General features: G+C 62.0%; 19 protein-coding genes and 2 pseudogenes. 12 read left to right on the plus strand and 9 right to left on the minus strand.

Features of this window, described 5'->3' with window-relative positions; all coding sequences use genetic code 11:
• Positions 1-109 precede the first annotated feature (109 nt).
• On the plus strand, positions 110-376 hold the full coding sequence (locus JKL46_RS19055; RefSeq protein WP_201835932.1) for a hypothetical protein: 267 nt from the start codon (positions 110-112) through the stop codon (positions 374-376).
• 40 nt (positions 377-416) lie between these two features.
• Positions 417-1,244 carry an LssY C-terminal domain-containing protein gene (locus JKL46_RS19060; RefSeq protein WP_201835934.1) on the plus strand — a complete coding sequence of 276 codons (828 nt, stop codon included), beginning with the start codon at positions 417-419 and terminating at the stop codon, positions 1,242-1,244.
• Positions 1,245-1,305: 61 nt separating this feature from the next.
• On the opposite strand, the gene JKL46_RS19065 is transcribed toward JKL46_RS19060, so the two are convergent.
• The 7 genes and pseudogenes from JKL46_RS19065 to JKL46_RS19095 form a co-directional block, all read right to left on the minus strand.
• Positions 1,306-2,421 carry an AI-2E family transporter gene (locus JKL46_RS19065; protein ID WP_201835936.1) on the minus strand — a complete coding sequence of 372 codons (1,116 nt, stop codon included), beginning with the start codon at positions 2,419-2,421 and terminating at the stop codon, positions 1,306-1,308.
• Positions 2,422-2,560: 139 nt separating this feature from the next.
• Positions 2,561-3,331: a hypothetical protein gene (locus tag JKL46_RS19070; protein ID WP_201835938.1), complete on the minus strand. Its 771-nt coding sequence runs from the start codon at positions 3,329-3,331 to the stop codon at positions 2,561-2,563.
• 255 nt (positions 3,332-3,586) lie between these two features.
• Positions 3,587-3,871 carry a hypothetical protein gene (locus JKL46_RS19075; protein ID WP_201835940.1) on the minus strand — a complete coding sequence of 95 codons (285 nt, stop codon included), beginning with the start codon at positions 3,869-3,871 and terminating at the stop codon, positions 3,587-3,589.
• 17 nt (positions 3,872-3,888) lie between these two features.
• A pseudogene (locus JKL46_RS19080) lies at positions 3,889-4,167 on the minus strand (arylsulfatase); the annotation flags it as partial.
• Between the two features lie 28 nt (positions 4,168-4,195).
• Positions 4,196-4,831 (minus strand): hypothetical protein, encoded by a 636-nt coding sequence (locus JKL46_RS19085; protein WP_246529405.1) that lies wholly within the window; start codon positions 4,829-4,831, stop codon positions 4,196-4,198.
• Positions 4,832-4,987: 156 nt separating this feature from the next.
• A complete protein-coding gene (locus JKL46_RS19090; protein WP_201835942.1) occupies positions 4,988-5,362 on the minus strand; it encodes an Ig-like domain-containing protein in 375 nt (124 codons plus the stop codon).
• Positions 5,363-5,497: 135 nt separating this feature from the next.
• Positions 5,498-7,480, minus strand: a complete 1,983-nt coding sequence (locus JKL46_RS19095) for an arylsulfatase (RefSeq protein ID WP_201835950.1) — start codon at positions 7,478-7,480, stop codon at positions 5,498-5,500.
• 345 nt (positions 7,481-7,825) lie between these two features.
• Here JKL46_RS19095 and JKL46_RS19100 point away from each other — a divergent pair, with 345 nt between their 5' ends.
• Positions 7,826-9,574 carry a sensor histidine kinase gene (locus JKL46_RS19100; protein WP_201835951.1) on the plus strand — a complete coding sequence of 583 codons (1,749 nt, stop codon included), beginning with the start codon at positions 7,826-7,828 and terminating at the stop codon, positions 9,572-9,574.
• Positions 9,575-9,695: 121 nt separating this feature from the next.
• Complete coding sequence (locus JKL46_RS19105) at positions 9,696-10,328, plus strand: response regulator (protein ID WP_201835998.1); 633 nt, start codon at positions 9,696-9,698, stop codon at positions 10,326-10,328.
• A gap of 42 nt (positions 10,329-10,370) precedes the next feature.
• Here JKL46_RS19105 and JKL46_RS19110 read toward each other — a convergent pair whose 3' ends face one another.
• The gene (locus JKL46_RS19110) at positions 10,371-11,138 is read right to left on the minus strand and encodes a hypothetical protein (protein WP_343074080.1); all 768 of its coding nucleotides are present in this window, start codon (positions 11,136-11,138) and stop codon (positions 10,371-10,373) included.
• Between the two features lie 733 nt (positions 11,139-11,871).
• On the opposite strand from JKL46_RS19110, the gene JKL46_RS19115 reads away from it, so the two are divergent.
• The 4 genes and pseudogenes from JKL46_RS19115 (at position 11,872) to JKL46_RS19130 (ending at position 16,105) form a co-directional block, all read left to right on the plus strand.
• Positions 11,872-12,297 (plus strand): hypothetical protein, encoded by a 426-nt coding sequence (locus JKL46_RS19115; protein ID WP_201835955.1) that lies wholly within the window; start codon positions 11,872-11,874, stop codon positions 12,295-12,297.
• A gap of 436 nt (positions 12,298-12,733) precedes the next feature.
• Positions 12,734-15,181: pseudogene (locus JKL46_RS19120) on the plus strand (arylsulfatase).
• Positions 15,182-15,227: 46 nt separating this feature from the next.
• The gene (locus JKL46_RS19125) at positions 15,228-15,581 is read left to right on the plus strand and encodes a hypothetical protein (RefSeq protein WP_246529406.1); all 354 of its coding nucleotides are present in this window, start codon (positions 15,228-15,230) and stop codon (positions 15,579-15,581) included.
• A gap of 113 nt (positions 15,582-15,694) precedes the next feature.
• Complete coding sequence (locus JKL46_RS19130; protein WP_201835957.1) at positions 15,695-16,105, plus strand: cupin domain-containing protein; 411 nt, start codon at positions 15,695-15,697, stop codon at positions 16,103-16,105.
• Positions 16,106-16,516: 411 nt separating this feature from the next.
• On the opposite strand, the gene JKL46_RS19135 is transcribed toward JKL46_RS19130, so the two are convergent.
• Entirely contained in the window at positions 16,517-16,705 is a 189-nt protein-coding gene (locus tag JKL46_RS19135) for a hypothetical protein (protein ID WP_201835959.1), read from the minus strand.
• A gap of 404 nt (positions 16,706-17,109) precedes the next feature.
• Here JKL46_RS19135 and JKL46_RS19140 point away from each other — a divergent pair, with 404 nt between their 5' ends.
• The 4 genes from JKL46_RS19140 to JKL46_RS19155 all read left to right on the plus strand — a co-directional run bounded on the left by JKL46_RS19140 (position 17,110) and on the right by JKL46_RS19155 (position 21,131).
• Positions 17,110-18,801, plus strand: coding sequence for an arylsulfatase (locus tag JKL46_RS19140; protein ID WP_201835961.1), 1,692 nt, complete (start codon positions 17,110-17,112; stop codon positions 18,799-18,801).
• Positions 18,802-18,938: 137 nt separating this feature from the next.
• Complete coding sequence (locus JKL46_RS19145) at positions 18,939-20,267, plus strand: metallophosphoesterase family protein (RefSeq protein WP_246529407.1); 1,329 nt, start codon at positions 18,939-18,941, stop codon at positions 20,265-20,267.
• Positions 20,268-20,298: 31 nt separating this feature from the next.
• Positions 20,299-20,763 (plus strand): hypothetical protein, encoded by a 465-nt coding sequence (locus JKL46_RS19150; protein WP_201835963.1) that lies wholly within the window; start codon positions 20,299-20,301, stop codon positions 20,761-20,763.
• Positions 20,760-21,131 (plus strand): hypothetical protein, encoded by a 372-nt coding sequence (locus JKL46_RS19155; protein WP_201835965.1) that lies wholly within the window; start codon positions 20,760-20,762, stop codon positions 21,129-21,131. Before JKL46_RS19150 ends, JKL46_RS19155 begins: the two co-directional genes overlap by 4 nt.
• Positions 21,132-21,527: the final 396 nt, after the last annotated feature.

The raw sequence follows: 21,527 nt of genomic DNA on the forward strand, positions 1-21,527 counted from the left end.
GTCGAGGTGGGCCTCGCGGCCGGGAGGTGTATACTTGGCTCGGGACCGCGCCTTACCGACGGAGCTGTGGTCCAAGTAGGGCTGGGATCGTCATTCGGGAGTTATCTCGATGCATCGTTATTTTTGGCTCATTACCCTCGGCTTGCTGATCACCGCAGTCCCAACACTGGCGCAGGAAGGCAATCGGCCGTTCACGCCCTCCGGGGAAATCCAGATCCCGTCCGGAGCCGCAATCGATCGGATGCTCGACAGCAATACCGTGCCACCACCCGACAAGGAATTCTCGCCCAATGACACGAAAGCCATCCAACAGATGGACCAACGGGCGAAGCGCATCGATCGGGACGTGATGAAGGGCATCTGCAACGGATGTTGACCGCTATCACGTTCATCGTGCCGGATTTTGGAGCGAGCGATTGCTGAACCGCCTCCTTCAGCGCCTTATCATCCTTGGGCTGGGGATCTTCTCCGTCTGGCTGATCGTCTTCGTAGTCTTTGAAACGGCAGACCGAAGGCTGCCATGGATCCTGGCTGTGGGTCTCACTTACGCAATCGGTGCCTATGTCATTCTCCCATGGGTCATTCGCATGGGCCTCAAGTTTCTCCATCGGAAACGGGTGCCGAGCTTCACGACGACAGGCGACGGATTGCCGGGTGATCCCGTCAATGTGGCGCTCGTGGGAACACTCTCACAGCTTCGCGCGGCCTTCGCGGCTCTTGGCTGGTCGGAGGCCGACCGCCTGGGCGTGGCCAGTTCCTGGGGTATGATCCGGGCATTCGTTCTCAACTCGCCCTATCCAACCGCCCCATTCAGCACCCTTTATCTGTTCGGACGTGGTCAGGACATCGGGTTTCAGAGGGCGATCGACAACAGTCCGCGGAAGCGTCACCACATACGATTCTGGTCCTTGAACCTCGTGCAAGCCGAGACCACTTGGGCAGGCGGGTCCGCAAGTTTCTGGCTCAATACGGAACGTCCATCTGATGATGAACGCGTTATCTGGATCGGGGCGGGCACGCGAGATACGGGACTGTCCCTCACCCGCCTCTCGTTTCAGGTGACCCACGCCACGGACTCGGACACGAATGTCGAGCGTGACTTCATTATCGCCGAACTCGAGAACATCGGATCCATCGCCGCAGTGAAAGTGTATCAGGCGGGTCAACGTCTCGCGACGGAGCGAGTCAATCATTACACGACCGACGGAAGGGTTACGTTGGCGAGCCTTGTCGATGGCGGTTGACACCGGCACTCACGCCATTGCCGCGCCTCCCGCATAGGCCACCCAGGTCCTCCCTCCGACATCACTCCCGTCGGATCCGGTCTGCATCCGGACCAGTAACACTCGACGCGGAAACCGTCGGTGCGGCATCCGAGGCCGGGGCTGCCAGGGACCTTTTCATCATGAACCGCAGGACGACGCCCAGCGAGGCGGCGAGTGGGATCGCGACGAGCAGGCCGACAAACCCGAACAGGTACCCGAAGGCGAACAGCGCGAACATCAGCCAGACCGGGTTGAGCTTGACCCGGCTCCCAATGATCCGTGGCGACAGGACATAGTCGGCAAGCGTTTCGCCGATCAGGAAGATGCCGCCGATCACCGCCAGGGGTGTCCAGTCGGGCCAGAACTGGGCAATCGCGACGCATGCCGCGACGACAAAGCCGGTGCCAAGTCCAAGATAGGGGACAAAGCTGATCAGGCCGGCCGAGAGGCCGATCAGGATCGCATGGTTGAGTCCGGTCAGACGCAGGGCGATTGCGTAGAAAACGGCGAGGATGAGACAGATGACGATCTGCCCCCGCACGAAGCCGGCGACCGTGTCGTGGATCTCACGCCCAAGGGCACGCACTTCCTCGCGGTGATGATCCGGCACCCAGCCGTCGAGCGTCGCTGTCATCCTGTCCCAGTCGGCCAATAGGTAGATGCTGACAATCGGGACCACGACAAGGAGCGAGAGGAGAGAGAATACGGCTTTTCCGCTCGCCCATAGTGAGCGGAGAAAGTCATCGAGCCAGGCGGTGCCCATCGTGGAGATGTCTTGCGTGACCGATTCCTCGATCCGAATCTCCTGGCCCATGATCTTGTGCAGCCAGGGCCAGCCGCTGTCGGCGGCGAGAGATTGAACCTTCGCGACATAGCGGGGGAACTCTCCGACGAAGAACCGCAGTTCGTCGATGAGTGCCGGCAGCGTGACCAACGCAAGACCAACGAGGCCTAGGGCCAACAGCAGGATGAGGATCAGAGCTGCGAGTGAACGATTGATCCCAGCCCGTTCCAGCCGGTCGACGGTGGGGGCCAGCAGATAGGCAAGCGCGATGCCGACCACGAATGGCAGCAGGATCTCGCGCAACACCGCCAACATCACCAGTGCGACAAGGACGATGGAAATCCAGAAAATGGTCGGGCGTGGAACCGTCATCGCTTTGCTCTAGGCGACAATCGTCGCGCCCTCCAACCATGACCCGACCAGTCCGATGGTCTTCCGGTCGGGTCGAATCTCGGCCACGATGTGTCTCCTCCATCGGCGCAAGTGGCATTCTAGCGCGGAATCCGCCGATTCAGTAGCAGGGCGGATATGGGTAAGCACCGCACTGGCCGCCATATCCAAGGTAGGGTGTCGCCGCCTCGGCCGCTCCAAGAGCGGTCCCGGCTGCAATGCCAGCCGCCGTGGCACCCGATCCATACCAGGCGCCATGATAGACGGGAGCGCGCCAGTAGCGGCCGCCGGCCCACGCGCCGCCGCGATATCCGCCGAAGCGCGCCGCATCGAATCCAGCGGCATGGAAGCCACCGAAGCCATCGGCGCGGAAGCCACCGCCGCCGAAGCCGCCGAAATGGTCGATGAACAGTGCAGCCGGTCCACTCGACCCGGCCAGGCTCCCTTCGAGCACCACAACGTCGAAGGTGAGGTTCCCGCCCTCAAGCTTAGGCGATTTCAGCGTCACCACGACATCGCTCACCTTCGAGCCGTCACCGCCCAGAACGGACACGGTGGCGTTGGGCGGATCCTTGGCGAAGTTATCCTTGCCCTCGTCCCATTGCATAATGAACTGCTTGGTCATCACGTGGCCGGCCGCGCGCACCGGGCGGTCGGCGAAGACGATCGAGTTCGGCGACACTCCGGTCAAGGTTAGCTTGGTGCCTTCCAGCTTCGCACCCGCCGCATTGAGGACAGCCAGCGATGGAACCGGCCCTGTGGGCTTGACTTGGCCAATGCTTTTCTCGAGCGGCACATGGGGTTTGGTCGTCGCATCCTGCGCGAGGACCGCAGTGGCAGGGCCCATGCTGCCGATCAACAGAACGAGACTAACAAATTGGTTGGTATGCATAGCGCTAGCTCCCTTTTGAATCTCCTGCTTCGGCATCCCTGCAAGATCACGATCCATCGCGTGCCACTGCGGGGGCAAAGGCGATGATCGCCTGCTTCGCAGTTCCGCCACTGCAAGACGGCAACGGATCGGTCCGTGCGAGAGTGGTCGCGATCCAGGGTATGAACACGGCCATGGCGCCAAGCCAGGACAGCGGAAAGCGTATGTGTGCATCCTGATGGAATCGTCACTCAAAGGGCCGACGCAAGCACGACATTAGAAATCGTCGGATCCGTCCCTGCACCGGTAACCGATGAAGCATTGCGGATTGTTCGAACTCGGAACCCATGCTGGCTCCGGAAACTGGTCGACGAGACATTCCGACCCGTTCTTGACGAAGCGGGCGTAGGTGGAGGGTCCGGTGTCGAGGACGACCGCACCGTCTTTCATGACAAGCTGGCGGTTGGCGGAGCAGGTCCGCTGCGACGTCGGTGGTCCGACCTGCGCCGTCGTTGCCGTTGATGCCAACGCGAGGACAGCCACTGTGAGTAGACGTCTCATCTTCAATTCCTCCACTAGTCGGGATGCTTGGGCTCATCCTCGGCATTCAAGTGATAGAGATTGCCGAAGAACCCATCGAGGCCATGCACCGTCGGCAGGAACTCATTGCGATCGCCGAGATGGTTCTTGCGGAACCGGCCCGTCCCATCGCCGTGTGGCTTGAGCAGATCGGCAATCGTCGGATCCTTCTCCGACGGCCCTTCCTTCGCTCCGGGCAGCCCCACCTTCAGGAGGCCCGTCCGCAACGGGCTCTGCCAGATGATGAACACGGCACGGGCGGCGGCGCAGGATTGCTGGCCGGATCCTGCGCCAGCGCAAGAACCCTTACTCGTTGCCGCAGGGCGAATACGGGTAGTAGCCGCACACATTCGGGATGACGGCCGAATTCTCGGCCGCATAGGCCGCACTCCTCGTGGAGCCCCCCGAGCGTCCGTACCAGGCGCCACGATAGGCAGGAGCGTGCCAGTAGCCGCCAAAGTCGTCGATGAACAGGGCCACCGGGCCGCTCGCCCCGTCCAAAGTGCCTTCCAGCACTGCCACGTCGAAGGTGAGGTTGGCGCCCTCGAGCTTCGGCGACTTCAGGGCCACCACGGCATCGTTGACCTTCGAGCCGTCACCGCCCAGGACGGACACGGTGGCGTTGGGCGGATCCTTGGCGAAGCTGTCCTTGCCTTCGTCCCACTGCATGATGAACTGCTGGGTCATGACGTGCCCGGCAGCCCGCACCGGCCGATCGGCGAAAACGATCGAGTTCGGCGATACGCCCGTCAGGGTCAGCTTGTTGCCCTCGAGTTTTGCGCCAGCGGCGTTGAGCACGGCAAGCGAGGGCACCGGGCCCGTGGGCGTGACCCGACCGATCGCCTTCCTGAGGGGCACTTGCGCGTCCTGGGCGAGCGCGCCTGCTGTCGCGCAGAGGCCGCCGGTCATCAGGATAATACAAGCGAATGACTTGCTGATCATGGCTGACACTCCCTTTCGTCTGATCGGCTGTCGCCGGGTTCGCCCGCACCAGACCGCCTTCATCGGTGCGAGCGTCTAAAGACGGCGGACGCCGAGATCCATGGAACCCGGCGCTCCCCTTCGAATGCGTGCGAGCGGCTCACGCGCCGTTTGTGGCTATTTCACATTCACCTTGTAGCTGAGCACGGATGTGCCGGGTTTCTCGTCGACGCTCTTCCCTGTCGCAGTAATCGCGAAGGCATCGGATCCGCGGAAGCCTCGAGCAGGCGTGTAGGTCCATGTGTCCTTGTCGACCATCTTCAATGTTCCATGCTGCGGCTTCCGGCTGACCTTAGAGCTGTTGAGCGTGCCCTGGGGGGTGATGTCCGACATGCATCCCTGCCCGGCCTGGACGTCGAAGGCGCCCTCCATATTGGCGCCCATGATGGGATGATTGCTCGCTATGACACACATGGCGGGTGCCTGCGCCAGAGCCGGGCCGACAAACAGAAAGCCCAATGGAAGTGCTAGGATCGAAACCGACTTCGTCATGACAGACTCCTCTCGATAGTCCTCTGCGTTGGATCGAGGTCTGCCCCAGTGCAGGTTCTTCTTGTTGGGTTGCGGATCGGCAGACACCTGGTGTGAGCGGCGCCCGCCGATCGCGTGTTATTCCCTCAGCGCAAGTCACTGGCCCACAGTGGCTTGCGGCTTCTTGAGCTGATCCATCACCTGCTCGAGATTGTAGCTCGCCGGATCCTGCATCGGCGGGAACTTCCTGTAGGTTTCGAGTTCCTTCAGCCAGAGCGCTTGGCCGATCGGCAGAAGGTTCCAGTCATAGACGTAGGCCGTAGCCGGTCCTGCGAGGGCACCGGCCATGCTGAAGAGCGTCTTCGCCTGCTCACCGATGGACGTCTCGAAGGGATCGCGCTTGATGTTGACGACCTGGCTCCAGTGGTAGGGGACGACGCCGGTGAGGAACCCAGCCGGTGCATCGGACACCATCGCGAAGTAGATCTTCCAGTTCTTGTAACGCACCGCGGACGGGTCCTTGCCCGAGTAATAGAAGAAGGTATCGCGGGCGGACTTGTCCGATCTTCCTTCCAGATAGGCGCGCTGGTTGACGCCATCGAGCGTCGTCCTGACGATCCCGGGATACTCGCCTCTCTCGATCTGGGCTTTGAGATCGTTGCCCTTGGCGCCGCCGGCGATGTCGACGAGCGTCGGCAACCAGTCGAGGGATGCGAAGATGTCGTTCTTGATCGTTCCGGGCTGGACGTGCCCCGGCCAGCGCACGACCAGCGGCGCGCGCATGCCGCCCTCCCAGGTGGACAGCTTTCCGCCCTTGAAGGGGGTGGTGCCGCCGTCGGGGAAGGTGATCGTCTCGGCGCCGTTGTCGGTGGTGAAAACGACGATCGTGTTGTCGAGCTCGCCCATCTCCTCAAGCTTCTTCAGCACGTAGCCGATGTTATCGTCCATCTGCTTCATGCCGGCTTCGTTGACGCCCCAGTCCTTGCCGCCGGGCTCGCCCACCATTGCCATGTACTTGTCCGGCAACACGGTGGTGATGTGCATGCGCGCTGGGTTGTACCAGATGAAGAACGGCTTTTTGGTCTTCTCGGGGTCGTTGCGGTCGAGAAAGTCGATGACCTTTGCTGAGATCTCCTCGTCCACAGTCTTCGAGCGTTCGAGTGTCAGTGGCCCCTCATCCTTGCAGGACTGGTTCGCCCCGGTTCCGTCCGACGACTTGCACCAGAGCACCGGCCGAGGCGGTGTCAGGCACGGGGTGGTCGCAGGGTCGACCGCCGCCGGATCCAGGGGCAGCCCGGGAACCGGCGTGCTGCGGCAGACCGGCGCGACCGTCTGCTCGGTCGGTGTCTTGTTGATGTCGGGGAAGCTCACGCCCTGCATGGCGTCGAGGTGGTAGAGGTAGCCCCAGTATTCCTGGAACCCGTGCGCCGTCGGCAGTGAATCGGTGTGGTCGCCGAGGTGGTTCTTGCCGAACTCGCCTGTATTGTAGCCGAGATCGAGCAGGAACTTGGCGATCGCTGGCGTTCCGGGCCGTAAGTAGGACGGGCTGCCGGGCAGTTGCGGCGGGATCATGCCCGTGCGCAGCGGATGCATGCCGGTGAAGAAGGCGTTGCGACCTGCCGTGCAGCTTTGCTCGGCGTAATAGGTCATGAACTTCGCACCTTCCCGACCGATGCGATCGATGTTGGGCGTTTCACCGACCATCAGGCCCTGGTGGTAGATGCTCGGCTGCATCCAGCCGATGTCGTCGCCCATGATGAACAGGATGTTGGGCTTCTGCTGGGGCGCCTGCGCAGTGGCCGGAGCGGCCATCGCGGCAGAGATGAAGGCCGTCGCCCCGATCAGGGCAGGCTTGACCCACATGCGCCGGGGTCGGGATCGCCCCCCGGAAGCTTGCGAGGATGCACAATCACTGTTCATGGGCTCTTCCTCCCTTTGATAAGGCAGCGCCTTCCGATCCGGCTGTTTCTCGGCGAATGTCACGTAGCCGGTCGCGCAGACGAATTTGCGGAACCCCCGGTTGGTGACGGGCGCCCGGTCGATCCAGAACTCATCGACGGTCACGCGATGGGCAGGGGCCTCCTTCGGGTGGCGCCGATCCGATCCCAGACAGAACGTGCCGGTCGGAAGCCCCATCATGTCGGGGGGTCGAATAAACGCCTGGGTGACGCTCGCAACTGTGTTGGGGATCGGCCTGCAACATGGGCTCTGCTCCCGTGCTGGCATGCCTGCACTGTTCCTCCATACGTTGGCGCAAGTCTATTAGGGTCTGCCCTGAAATTGTTGGAGGCGGACCCTGATTCAGGACCTCCGCCGCCGATGAACCAATAGCTATGACGCGAGGGGGAAAGGCTCGGTTGCGGGCACGACCCTTTTCGGCGCAACTCGACAGGGACCGGGTTCAGGGTTTAACCTATGTTGTCGACCGAGGGCCGTCGCGACCCCGGTTTCGTTGCGTTGCCCTTGCGGCCGGAGGTCGCCGTCATGAGCGATGACACCGCACCGACAATCGCGCGATCGTTCCAAGGCCTGCCACCTCGTCTGCGGGGCTGGCTCGTATTGACCTTTGCCGCCGTCATCCTGACCACTTGCTCTGTCGCGGCGGCGCTGCTGTTGTCGAAGGCTCGGCATGAGCGCGAGATGATTCGGGAGCGTGCCCTCAGCACGGCGACGGCTTTGTCCTTCGGGTTCGATCAGGAGGTGTCGGCGGGCAATGCCCTGCTGAAGGGATTGTCGTCCTCGCCCGCCCTGAAGGCCGGCGACTCCAAAGGCTTTTACGACCAACTCAAGGGGACGCCGATACCCGAAGGATCCTGGCTGATCCTTCAGGACCTGGACGGACAGGTTGCCAACACCCTCAAGCCATTCGGGGCGCCGCTTCCCCGGCATCGGGACTTCCCGAATTATCCGGAGGCCGTCGACCGAATTCGCGAGCGCGGCTGGGCGGTATCAGGTCGAATGGGGAGCCTTTTGAAGCCTGGAACAGCGGTGATCGCGCTCAGCCTGCGGATCAATCGTGATGACGGTACGATGAAAGGCTTCATCACCACCATTCTTTCGCAGGATCATCTCGGCGCCATCCTGAGAGGCCAGGAGGTTCCCAAGGAGTGGACGCTGGGTCTCTACGACAGAAAACTCCAGCCCATCGTGACCATGAGAGGAAACGAGACATCGTCGCGAATTCCCGTGCCTGAAGCGTTAGCGAGGCGCCTCGGCGCGGTTAACGGCAGCGAGAACCTTGGTGGCTCGATCGAAGCGGTCGATGACCAAGGAACGCCGGTCTTGCTTGTATATCGCAGCTCAGGGGCGACGAATTGGACGAGCATCGTGATGCTCCCGCTCTCAATTGTCGCTGCGCCGCTTGAAGGCGCCCTGCGGCAGATTGCCGGGATGGTAGCCATCCTCATCGTCGCCGGTGGTCTCGCCGCGCTGTTCACTGCGCGGCAGGTGGAGCGGCCTATCCAGGTGTTGTCTGATCAAGTCAGGGGAGCGAGGAAGCAGGTCAGTGAATTGTCCGGGCAATTGCTCGCTCTCCAGGAGGAGGAACGTCAGAGGATTGCCCGCGAGCTCCATGACTCGACGGCCCAGCACCTGGTTGCCGCAAATCTCGGGCTCTCGGGCCTCGAGGCGGAGGTCAGACATAGCGCGAGCGGCCGCAAGGTCTTGGCAGGGGTCGAGGGGCTTCTCGGTGAAGCCCTGCGGGAACTACGCATCTTTACCTATTTGCTGCATCCGCCGAACTTGGCCAATGACGGTCTCCAGGCTACGTTGCGGGACTTCGCTGAAGGCTTTGCCGGACGGACGGGGCTCGTCGCCCACATCCGGATTCCAGAGGAAGTCGATGGTCTGCAACCCGACCTCCAGCGGGCGATCCTGCGTGTTGCTCAGGAAGCACTCACCAACGTGCACCGGCATGCCGGGGGCTCGCATGTGTCGGTCGATGCCAGGTTTCGATCTGGCTGGCTGGTGGTCCGCATTCGCGACAACGGACATGGAATGGCAAGTCGGGACGGGCTCGACGGGCCCATCAGATTTGGCGTCGGTCTTGCGGGCATGCGCGCCCGGCTTGAGCAGTTTGGTGGCGACCTGACCATCAAGACCGGTCCGGGTGGGACGTCGATCATTGCAATCGTCCCCGTCTCGGTAACCGAGAGAGCTTTGACCCAGGCGCGCCGCATGCTCGACCCGTGGTTGGCCAGCCCGGCCAAGGCCGACAGCGATGCCCTTCGTTGAAGTTTCAGGGTCTGCCCCCGGCAAATTCAGGGTTCTGCGGAGGTGAGGTGGTAAGCGCCAGGATGTATCCTGCCAATGTTTCGCTGGAACACCCCAAACCATTGGCGAAGGAAGTTCCATGATGACGCGTATCCTGATCGCCGACGATCACGACGTGGTCCGTTCCGGCGTGCGTGCCATCCTGAATGGGCACGAAGATTGGGAAGTGGTCGGCGAGGCTCGGGACGGCAAGGAAGCCATCGATCAGGCTCAGGCGACCCGCCCCGACATCGTCATTCTCGATTATGGCCTTCCACTTGTGAACGGGGTCGAGGTCACCCGGCAGATCCGAGGGCGCGTTCCCGGTGTGGAAGTCCTGATCTTCACCATGCATGATACTGACAGCTTGGTCCGGGAGGTTCTGGAGGCCGGAGCCCGCGGCTTCCTGCTGAAGTCCGACGCCAAACAGTTTCTAGTCTCTGCTGTGGAAAGCCTGGCGGCCCACAAACCATTCTTCACCGGCAAGGTCTCCGAGACACTGCTGGCGACCTACCTGTCAAAGGGGACTGCAAGCGAGTCGGCGTTGAGCTCGCGCGAGAAGGCTGTCGTCCAGCTGATCGCGGAGGGCAAGACCAACAAGCAGATTGCCAATATACTCAGCATCAGCACTAAGACGGTCGAGACCCATCGCGCGCTTGCCTTGCGCAAGCTCAACCTGGATACCACCGCGGCTCTGATCCGTTATGCGATCCGAAACAAGCTCGTGGAGGGCTGATCCGGCCTCTGATCATGCCAACTTTAGCACCTGACGCGGACCTCAGAACCGGGCGCTGATACCGAGTACAGGCCCGTGCTGGAGCATGTCGAACTCGTAGCGGCGCCGTCCCTCGCCCTGGGCATAATCGACGTAAAGTGCCCGGTAGCCTATCACACCTGAGAAAGCGACGCCCTGGTAGGTGCCGAGCTCGAATCCGTATGCGCCGATAGCCTGCCAGGAGAAGTTACTGCCAACGCCAAAGCCGCCGATGTCGCCGCGCAGGAGGAGTTCGTGACCCGGTGCCACGGTGTAGCGCACCCGTGCGCCAATCACGGGGTCGAGCCAGTCGACGGAACCGGAATGGGCAACCGCCCGAGTTCCGGCAACCTGGAGGTCGCCGATGTCGACCGCACCTGCAACGGCGAACGATAGGTCCGCCTCCTGGTACCAGTAGCGCGCGCCGCCGAGGATATCGAACGCGACCGGGCCGAAGCGCGCGACTTCATAGGCGGCTCCGAACTCGGCGATAGCCATTTCGATGTCGAGCTTGAGCGACGTGCCGAAGGTTCCCGTGATCCCCGGCGCCAGCGAACGACTGCGGACACCACTATCCGCGCCGCCGATCTTGCTCCAGACGAGGTTGGCCATCAGGGAGAAGGGTCCGTTGCGGGCCTCGAAGTCGCCCATCAGGGCAACGAGCGTGTCGCTATGCTCGACGATGTCAGCGAAGCTCGCATTCACCTTCACCGATCGCCCGCGCACAGTCTGGGTGCCGTCCAATGCAGTGAGCCAGCCATAAGGCACGACGCGGAAGGTCCACCCAGGCACGCTGGGAGCCTCGATCACAGGTGTTGGAGCAGGAGCTCCCAAGTCAGCAGCGAGGGCGGAGCTCGCACTTGCGGCGAGGAAGCCAACTGGAAACATAATGCCACGCGACAGCCATTGCGGAAGGTAATGCATTGCTTCCCCTGGATTGCAGATCCCTTGTCTCTCCCAGTCGGCTCATAGCAGCTGAGGCCAAACCTGAGGTCAAGGCAAGAATGGGGAGCAATGAGAAGAACCAGAAAGTTTATCCTTGAGTGTTGCTTTCTGGATATGGTGATTGCAGCAACATCCGCGGGCTCTAACACCACGGCGCTCTGCCTGTAGAAGACAGGCGCTATTGTTCTTGTGTGACGCCGCCATCGTCCAAGCCTGTCTTGGATTATGGCAAAGGTGTCCCGATTTGGTAAGCAGATGGCTCATATGGTCAAGCAGAGCTGAGTGTTTAGTCTAAAATTCGTCCCCCACGTCTGCCTAGCGCGATGCTTGGTCTGTACTTGTTCTGACCAGCGCAGATTTCTCGGTCATAGCAGCGCCGGGTGAGCGTCAGAGTGGTGAGTCGTTGAGGCGCGTCATCATCAAGTCTTGGTTGAGAGCCGTGATGCCTTGCGTCGAGGCAGGTTTGGGCGGCGATTAGAGTCTCGGTCAGACGGTACCATTCGAGGTCATGCAGCAGGGGCGGCTCCGCAGCGCCTCTCGTGCACGCGCGTCGCTCGCTGTCTGCGGAGAGGAGGTTTCCATGAGAACGCTGACGATTTCAGTCGTTGCAGGAGTTATGACCTTCGGTGGGCTTGCACTGGCACAGGCGCAACCCAATCCCATTCAGGGAACACCCGACTCGCTCTTCCCTTATGCCGCGCCGAACGAAGTTCAGATCATCAATGGCGTGCCCTGCCGGACCGTGCTCGTCGATGGCAGCAACATGCGCGTTCCCGTGGAGTGCAAGGGTCGTGTCGCGACGGGCACCTTCGAGCCGAGCTCTACGGGAAGCATTCGCGTCGAAGAGGGAGGTGGCCGCATGGTTTCGGGACGTCCTATTTCGGGTACGCCCGACTCCCTGTTCCCCTACGCGACTCCCAACGAAATCAAGATCATCAATGGCGTACCGTGCCGTACGATACTCGTTGACGGCATCACACGGGTACCCGTGGAATGTGCCCGGTGAGTGATCGACCCTTGGGTTGCCGACAATGCAAGCGCAGCGTTGCGACCCATCGTTGGTGACGACGGCTGATTTGTGACGCGTGTCGAAGGACGCTGGGCTGCAAGGCCGCAGCGTCCTTTGGGATGTTCAGCGTACCAAGCCGGCTGGACAGCGTGATATCATCAATCGGCCCCTGGAGATTACGCGGTCTGACAAACCGGCCATTCGCGATCATCCTGCGGGAGATCGAAACATTCTTCAGACGCACGAAAGCCTCTCGGCGTTACGGCAAGGGGCTTCATGTGGTGTGATTGGTCTCCGGTCTCCTGTCCGTTTCTGTTAAGAGGAAGTCTCATTCGATCAAGCAAATCTGGAGGGCCGGTACAGCATTCGGGCTTTCCGGGCGGGCAGGGGCCAGTCGCCTGCTGGCCTCGTCACGGGGCATGGGAGCGCGGACATGAAAGCGGCGGGCCTCTCCCTTTCCCTGTTCACAGCGAGTGTCCTGGCCATCTCCGCCGTCCACGCGCAGCAGGTCACCGGCACACCCGGATTACCCGGCGCGACCACGACGATTGACGGCAGGCAATTGCCGCCGCCCGATCCGGCCTTCGGCGGCGTGATCAAGGAGAAGGCTTCCGAGTCGCAGGCCTGGTGGCCGCCGCGCGTCGTGCCGCCCCAGGGCGCGCCGAACGTGTTGCTGATCATGACCGATGATCAGGGTTTTGGCGCACCCAGCACCTTCGGCGGCGTCATTCCCACACCCAGCATGGATCGGATCGCGCAGGCCGGATTGCGCTACGCCAATTTCCACTCGACAGCGCTCTGCTCACCGACACGGGCGGCACTGATCACCGGCCGCAACCATCATTCGGTCGGCTATGGGGTGGTCGGCGAGATCGCAACCGGATTCCCCGGCTACGACTCGATCATCCCGATCGAGAAAGGCACGGTCGGAACGATCCTGAAGGCGAACGGCTACGCGACATCCTGATTCGGCAAGGACCACAACACGCCATCCTATCAGTCGAGCCAGGCAGGACCGTTCGATCAATGGCCGACTGGAATGGGCTTCGATTATTTCTATGGCTTCGTCGGCGGCGATGCGAGCCAGTGGCAGCCGAACCTGTTCCGCAACACCACGGCGATCTATCCCTTCCAGGGGAATCCCGGCTGGAACCTCGAAACGGCGATGGCCGACGAGGCGATCCAATACATGAAGCAGCTCAACGAAATCGCCCCCGGCAAGCCGTGGTTCGTCTACTACGTCCCCGGTGCGACCCATGCGCCGCATCACCCGACGCCGGAGTGGATCAAGAAGATCAGCGACATGCACCTCTTCGACGAGGGCTGGAGCAAGGTGCGCGAGAAGATCTTCGCCAACCAGAAGCGGCTCGGCATCATGCCCGAGAATGCCACGCTGACGCCGTGGCCGAAGGACTTGCCGGACTGGGATTCACTCAGTTGGGACGAGAGGAAGCTCTTCACCAGGCAGGCGGATATCTATGGAGCCTATCTGGCCTATGCCGACCACGAGATCGGCCGCGTCATCCAAGCTGTCGACGATTTGGGCCAGCTCGACAACACGCTGATCATCTATATCGGCGGCGATAACGGCGCGAGTGCCGAAGGCATGCTCAACGGCACGCCGAACGAGTTCACCACCTTCAATGGTGTTCCCGTGCCGGTGAAGGACCAATTCCTCTGGTACCCGTTCTGGGGCTCGGAGCGGACGTTCCCGCACTTTGCCGCCGGCTGGGCCTGGGCGATGGACACGCCGTTCAGGTGGGTGAAGCAGGTGCCGTCGCATTTCGGCGGCACGGCTCAGGGCGTGGCCATGTCCTGGCCGGGCCACATCACGGATCTCGGTGGCATCCGCCGCCAGTTCCACCATGTCATCGACATCGTGCCGACCATTCTCGCAGCGACGGGCATTCGACAGCCCGACACGATCAACGGGATCAGGCAAGTCCCCATCGAGGGCGTGAGCATGACCTACACCTGGGATCAGGCGAACGCCGAGGCCCCGACCCGGCATCCCACGCAGTATTTCGAGATGCTCGGCAATCGCGCGATCTATCACGAGGGGTGGGTGGCCGCCACGACTCCGGCAACGCTCCCCTGGGAACTGAGCACCGCTACGCCTCCGGACGTGATCACGGGATATAACTGGGAACTCTACAACGTCCAGGAGGACCCGACCCAGTCGAATGACCTCGCCACAAGGATGCCCGACAGACTCAAGCAAATGCAGGACCTGTTCTATGCCGAGGCGGCGAAGTACAACGTGCTGCCGCTCGACAATTCGACGCTCGCCCGTTGGAACACACCGCGCCCGAGCCTCACGGCGGGGCGCACGGAGTTCACGTATTCGGGTGAGCTGATCGGCACCCCGGCCAGTGCTGCGCCCAGCATCCTCAACAAGTCCTACAGCATCACGGCCGAAGTCGAGATCCCTGCCGGCGGCGTGGAGGGCATGATCGTGACTCAGGGCGGGCGCTTCGGCGGCTACGGCCTGTTCCTCAGCAAGGGCGAGTTCGGCGTCGGCCGGGGCAGGGTGGTGTTCCTGTACAACCTGCTCGACCTCAAGCGCACGACCTGGGAGGGGCCGGAGCTCGAGCCCGGCAGGCATACCATCGCGTTCGCCTTCACGGCCGCCGAGCCGGGCTTGGGGAAGGGCGGAACGGGCGTGCTGTCCGTGGACGGCAAGGAGGTGGCGCGGAACTCCTTGGACCACACGACGCCTGTCACGTTCCCGGAGGACGAGACCTTCGATGTCGGCCAAGACACCCGCACGCCGCTTGCCCTGCTGGAGCATCGCTACGACACGCCGTTCAAGTTCACGGGCAAGATCGGCAGGCTGACCTTCAAGCTCGCGCCGGAGAAGCGTGCGGAGGCCACTCCCTGAGAGAGGCAGTCGATTCGAGGCGGCATGGGATTACGAGGGTCCAGGCATGAGCGGGGCGACGAAACGGGTGCTGATGGCCGCCGCCGTCGCCGAGATGGCGACCGGCCTGGCGTTGCTGATCGTTCCATCACTCGTCGGACAGTTGCTGCTTGGCGAGGAGCTTGTCGGCGTCGCCGCGTCGGTGGCGCGCATGGCTGGCCTGGCGTTGATCGGGTTGGGGATCGCCTGCTGGCCGGGTCCGCCGCTGGTCGGCATGCTAGCCTACAGTACAGCCGTCGCCCTGTATCTCACCTATTTCGGGATTGCAGGCGGTGGGACCGGCGCGCTGCTGTGGCCGGCGGTCGTCGTGCACGTGATCCTGTCAGTCCTTCTTGGACATTTCTGGCGATCCCACCATTGAAGCATTTCGGATATTCCCGGATTAGTTCACCGATTCGACTCCATATTTCCTTCTTTCCCTCATGCCTTCTTGGGCGCATCCTCCCTGTGGGCGGGGATTGACGGAGATGACCTATGCCCGGCAAGTTCATATTCAAGGATAACGTCAGGCGGGAGGAGCTGGACATCCTGCGGCTCGGCTGGCTGAGCCATCCGGCCTCTACCGGCGCCAGCAAATTCACCGTGCTCGAAGGCACCTTCTTCCCCGGCAAGGGACACAGCTTCCACTATCATGCCGATCAGGAAGAACTCATCTACGTGGTCTCCGGCACTGTCGAGCACTGGATCGAGCGGGAAAAGCGCATTCTCGGCCCAGGCGACAGCGTCTTCATGCCTCCCGGAATCGTGCATGCGACCTTCAATATTGGAACCGAGGACGCAAAGGTCGTTGGCATTCTCGGACCTTGTGTCGGCGACATGGGGGTGGAGCAGGTCGATATGTCCGGTGAGGCGCCTTGGAATGAACTGAGGCCCAGTACCGACTGAGAGCAACCTTTTTTAAAACAAGGGACTTCCGCGAATTTTGGCGCGCGCTCCAGTTTGTCAGTCGCGTTCACACGCGCTATGTCCCTGCGCATCATGCGGGCCCAGCGGACCAAGGAAGTGCCAACGTCCCTGTCGCACGAAGTGTGCACAGTCGTGAGGGCTTTTACGGATTGCGGCTAGTCGTTATCGTTTAAAGCGAGCTGAGTGGAGAAAGAAAAATGGAGCCATCATCGACGAGGCTTCCGCGTGACTGGCGCCAGCTGCCATTCATCATCATTGGCGGGCTTCTGATCGGGCTGATAATCGGCGAAGCAGTAGCGGCATTCGCAACGAGCAGCTTCGCTCAACCCAGCAATATGAAGCTATATAAGGCCGCAAAGAGAGCCGGATGAGCGGTTCCACCTGATTCAGCTACTTCGGAAAAAGCAGTTGGACCTGTGCGCGCAGCTGCCAGTCGGGGCCATCGGATGGACGAATTGCATTGTAGTAGGCGCCCAACTGCGCATTGACCGGCTGCTTGCCGATCTTGAAGACGCGGCCGAACCCGCCGCCGACCGGCACGGTCCAGCGGTATGGAAGCCTCTTGTCCTGGAATGCCATGTATCGCTCGATCGGTTGTGGCGATCCGGTTCGAGCCTAGGTCGCGCAGGCAGTCCGGTCAATTCAGCTTCGATGGCACCGAATTCGGATGTCGGGATATCCAGGAAGGGCCATCTGTTCAGCGCGTGAAATAGAGGCACTGTACGGATCGCCAAACGGTTTTCGACATCCGCGAACGGACATGCCGGGGCACAAATCAGGGTTTGTCTCCGGCTGGTTCAGGGCAGACCCCGATATCCTGCCGACCAGCCGACATGCGACAATGGCGATACACCAGGATCGGGGGACGGCCATAACCGTCAACGACATCGCACCGACCGAAACCTTTGTTGGCCGAGCCTCGACAGGCCCGTTCCATGATGGCTCGACCAGCAAAAAGCGGGGCTGAACGGAGAGGAAAAGCGATGAAACTGAAAACCCTGATGTGTGGAGCGTCCATGCTCTGCGGCGCGTGGGCAATCACTCCCGCTCTGGCGCAGGCTCCGCCCGCCGGTACGCAGCAGAGGCCTAATATCCTCGTCATCATGGGCGACGATGTCGGTTGGTTCAACGTCGGCGCTTATCATCGTGGGATTATGTCCGGCAAGACGCCCAATCTCGACCGGCTGGCGTCGCAGGGTATGATGTTCACCGACTATTACGCCGAGGCGAGCTGCACAGCGGGCCGGGCGAGCTTCGTCACCGGCGAGATTCCGCTGCGCACCGGGCTCACCACCGTCGGCCAAGCCGGCGCCGGCGTGGGCATGCCGGACAAGGCCGCGACGATCGCCTCCGCGCTCAAGGTGCAAGGCTATGCTACCGGCCAATTCGGCAAGAACCATCTCGGCGACCTGAACAAATACCTGCCGACGCTGCACGGCTTCGACGAGTTCTTCGGCTACCTGTACCACCTCGACGCGATGTCCGACCCGTACTGGTACTCGTTCCCGGATGATCAGTCCTATCGTGACAAGGTCGGGCCGCGCAATCTGCTGCACACCTATGCGACCAACACGGACGATCAGACCGAGCAGCCGCGTTGGGGCCGGATCGGCAAGCAGCGAATCGTCGACGAGGGACCGCTCGCGCCTTATCCCAACATGACCAACGTGCCGAACATGCACGACATCACGCCGAAGGCGAAATACGACATGACCACCTTCGACGAGGTGCTGGTCAAGGCATCGTGCGACTTCATGGACAAGGCCAAGACCGACAGGAACCCGTTCTTCGTCTGGCACAACACGACCCGCATGCATGTCTGGACGTTCCTGTCGCCCAAGTATCAGGCCCTGATGAATAGCCAGACCAACTTCGGGCTCGAGGAAGCCGGTATGGCGCAGCTCGACGACAGTGTCGGCGCCCTGATGAAATGCGTCGAGGATTCAGGCCAGGCGGACAACACGATCATCATCTTCACCACCGACAACGGAGCCGAGGTGTTCACGTGGCCCGACGGCGGCATGACCCCGTTCAAAGGAACGAAGGGGACGACCTATGAAGGCGGCTTCCGCGCCCCGGCGATCATCCGCTGGCCAGGCAAGGTCAAGGCCGGCTCGGTCGAGAACGGCGTCTTCTCGGCGCTGGACTGGTTCCCGACGCTTGTCGCCGCAGCCGGCAACCCGAACATCACCGATCAGCTTCTCAAGGGCGTGCAGCTCGGCGACCGCAGCTACAAGAACCATCTCGACGGATACAACCAGCTCGCGCTTCTGCAAGGCAACGGCCCGTCGGCCCGGAACGAGTTCTTCTACTTCGGTGGCCCGCAACTCGGCGCGATCCGCATCGGTGACTTCAAGTACCAGTTCTACCAGCAGCCGGAGGGCTGGCCCGGGCAGAAGGTCACGACGGACATGCCCGTCATGATCAACATTCGCCAGGACCCGTTCGAGCGGACGCCGTCGATCGGCAGCCAGAGCCTGAACGATCTCGGAGGCGGCTACATGAACGACTTCTACGCCCGCGAGTTCTGGCGCTTCGTCACCGTCCAGCAGGAGGTCGCGAAGCTCGCGAGCACCGCAATCGACTACCCGCCGATGCAGGATCCGGCCTCGTTCAACCTCGACGCCGTGAAGCGGCAGATCGATCAGGCGATCCGCAACAAGCCGGGCAACTGAGTGAAACAAGGGGCGGGCAATTCCTTGCCCGCCCCGACGCTTCGGCCCAATCTCCTATTTCGGGCAATTGCCGATAGCGAGACGAGTCTCTCACCGACGATTTGGGGGGCGCCTCAAGGCATGAGGAGGACCCTATTATGGAGAGCCGACTTCTTTCGATCAGCCTGACGCGCCGGGCGTTCGCGCGACAGATCGGAGTCGCAACCGCGATGGCGGCCATGCCGGGGCTCGGTGTGGCGACGGCGGTGGCCCAGTCGGGGGGCGGATCCGGCTTTTCGTTCGCCGTTTGCGGCGATACCCGCCCGATGATGTATCTTCCCTACAAGCACGGCCAACCGGATCTGACCAAGCTGTTCGTCGAGATGTTCGGGCTCGTCATGCCGGAAAAGATTGCGGAAGCGGTGGTCCGGAAGGACGTGAAGATGATCTTCGACCCGGCCTCCGGCGAGCTCATCCGGATCGTCATGCCGTTCGAGAGCCGCAGCGAGGTCATGACCCTGGCGGTCGACAAGGGATGGGTCACCGAGGCCTCCGTCGAGGACGTGAAACTGCTGCCGGGCGTGCACCGGACGATCTTCCGGCTCGAGGGTGGCGACTGGGTGGCGCGCGAGATCGTCAAGGATGTTCAGGCCGGGCGCGCCAGGTTCGTGGTCATTAGCGGTGACGTTGTGTGGTGGGGCAACCAGGGTCTTACGCTTGCCGACAGCCCATACTGGCAGCGCGTCAACGAAGCCATGCTGAAGCAACTGCCCGCTCCCGACGCCGCGATGCGCGCCGCCGGACTGGAGGGCCGGTGGTTCATCGGTGTGGGCAACCACGAAGTCTGGGGCGATCCCAAGATCGACGGCGTGCTCTCCGCCGTGCCGTATCTCAAGACCCTCGGCGTGACGCCGGACCGCCTCATCTACAAGTTCGACTTCAACGGCGTTCGGTTCATCTTCCTATGGAGCGGGAAATACGATTACCGTTCTCCGTCGCTCTGGGACGCGGACCGGCCCAAATACGCCGAGCAGATGCAGCAGCTCCAGCAATGGATGGACGAAGCCAAGGCGGCAGGTGTCCGCAAGGCTTTTATCGTGTTTCACTACCCGGTTTTCGCACGCTCCGGCCTCGGACCCATTCCCGCGCCCGACAACCCGCACAAAGTGATTGCGTCCTATGCAAGGGACCTCGATGTGGTGGTGTTCAATGGCCACGTCCACACGACCGAAATGTTTGACGTCGATGGCGTCAAGTACCTGATGCTGGGCGGCGGCGCCGAACAGGATCCGATCCTGCCGGGCCGCACGAGCATCAAGCTGCCCGCGGACTATCCGCCGGATCTGTATTGGAAGGGGCAGCCGCCCATGGAGGAGTATAACTACGTTCTCGTCGACGTGAGCCCGGCGCAGAAGACCAGGTTCACGCTCAATCGGTTCCGCCCCGGAGCGGCTGCGCCCTTCGGCACGGAAGAGCTGTTCGCGTGACGGGCCAGGGGCGAAGAGCAGGAGGGCGGCCATGGCGACCACCCTCCTGATCATCCACAGACTGGTGGCGGTCGCGCTATTGGGTGCAACCACGCACCAGACCCTGGCGACATGGATCCCGACACGTACGCGGCCGGATTCGTTCGTCGGTCGGTTTCGTACCGTTCCCTCGGCCGCCTTTGCCAACGCCATCGTGCTTCTGTATGTCGCCTCCGCGCTGCTGGGTGCAGTCGTCTATCTATATTTCCGCGTCGACGTCAGGCCCGGCTTGGAACGTGGCGGCCACTGGCCGGCTCTCGGCTTCTTCGACATCAAGGAGCACTTCGTCGCCATCGGATTGGCGCTGCTGCCGGCCTATTGGATCTGCTGGCAGCAGCCTCGCGGCAGCGAGCTTGCCCCGACTCGGGCCGCCCTGACCACGATTCTGTCGTGCATCGTCTGGTGGAGCTTTCTCGTCGGCCACATCGTCAACAACATCAGGGGATTTGGTGCATGACATCCTCGCTTGCGTTTCGCCGCTTCGCGTTCGTCTTCGGGCCGGCCTTCGCCATGCTCTACGTCATCGCCCTGGCGTATGATCTTGCGCTTTTCACCGTCTATCCCTCGCTCGGCATCGTCCTTGCCGGAACGCACCGTTCGAAGGACGCGGTCGATCCCGCCATGGGGTTCCTTGCCCCTGCGATGTACTGGTATTGCTGGGCCGCGACGGCTGCGCTGGGGGCACTCGGGTTCGCCATTGCGGTCGCGCTCCTACCTGGGCGATGGAGCTTCCGGCTTTGGTCGGGATGGGTCTGGGTCATTCCCTTGGCCGCGATGACCGCGTGCGCATACCTCACGTTGCCCTGGTTCCGGCTCTCGCCATGAGCTGTCAGCCGGATGCCGATCCCTCCGGATCAGAAAGCCCGATAAGGCCTATGGCCTCATCCTGCATGCGCTTGAGACGCATGACGTGACGTCGAACGGCAAGCCTGCCCCAGCTCGGTGCGTTTGAGAGCCGAAGGGGAGGGCAGACTGGACGCGCTTCGGTACGGTCATCTCGCGCATCCCTGCGTTGCGTGCCGAGCAACAAAAAACCTCGAAGGCTGAATCATTCGAGAGTTGTTGTGATGTTGCGTGTGCGCGAAGCAACCGTTTGCTCAATGGTATGTTTTAGCGAGCCCAGTAGGGCGCCTTTAATCTGGAGATTCGTCCTGCACGTTTGGGCATTCTTCCCGATCACTCACCTCAGCTCTCACGGCTCCCAACGGGGCGGATTCCGGT

Source organism: Microvirga zambiensis WSM3693 (genome assembly GCF_016735695.1).
GTDB lineage: Bacteria > Pseudomonadota > Alphaproteobacteria > Rhizobiales > Beijerinckiaceae > Microvirga > Microvirga zambiensis.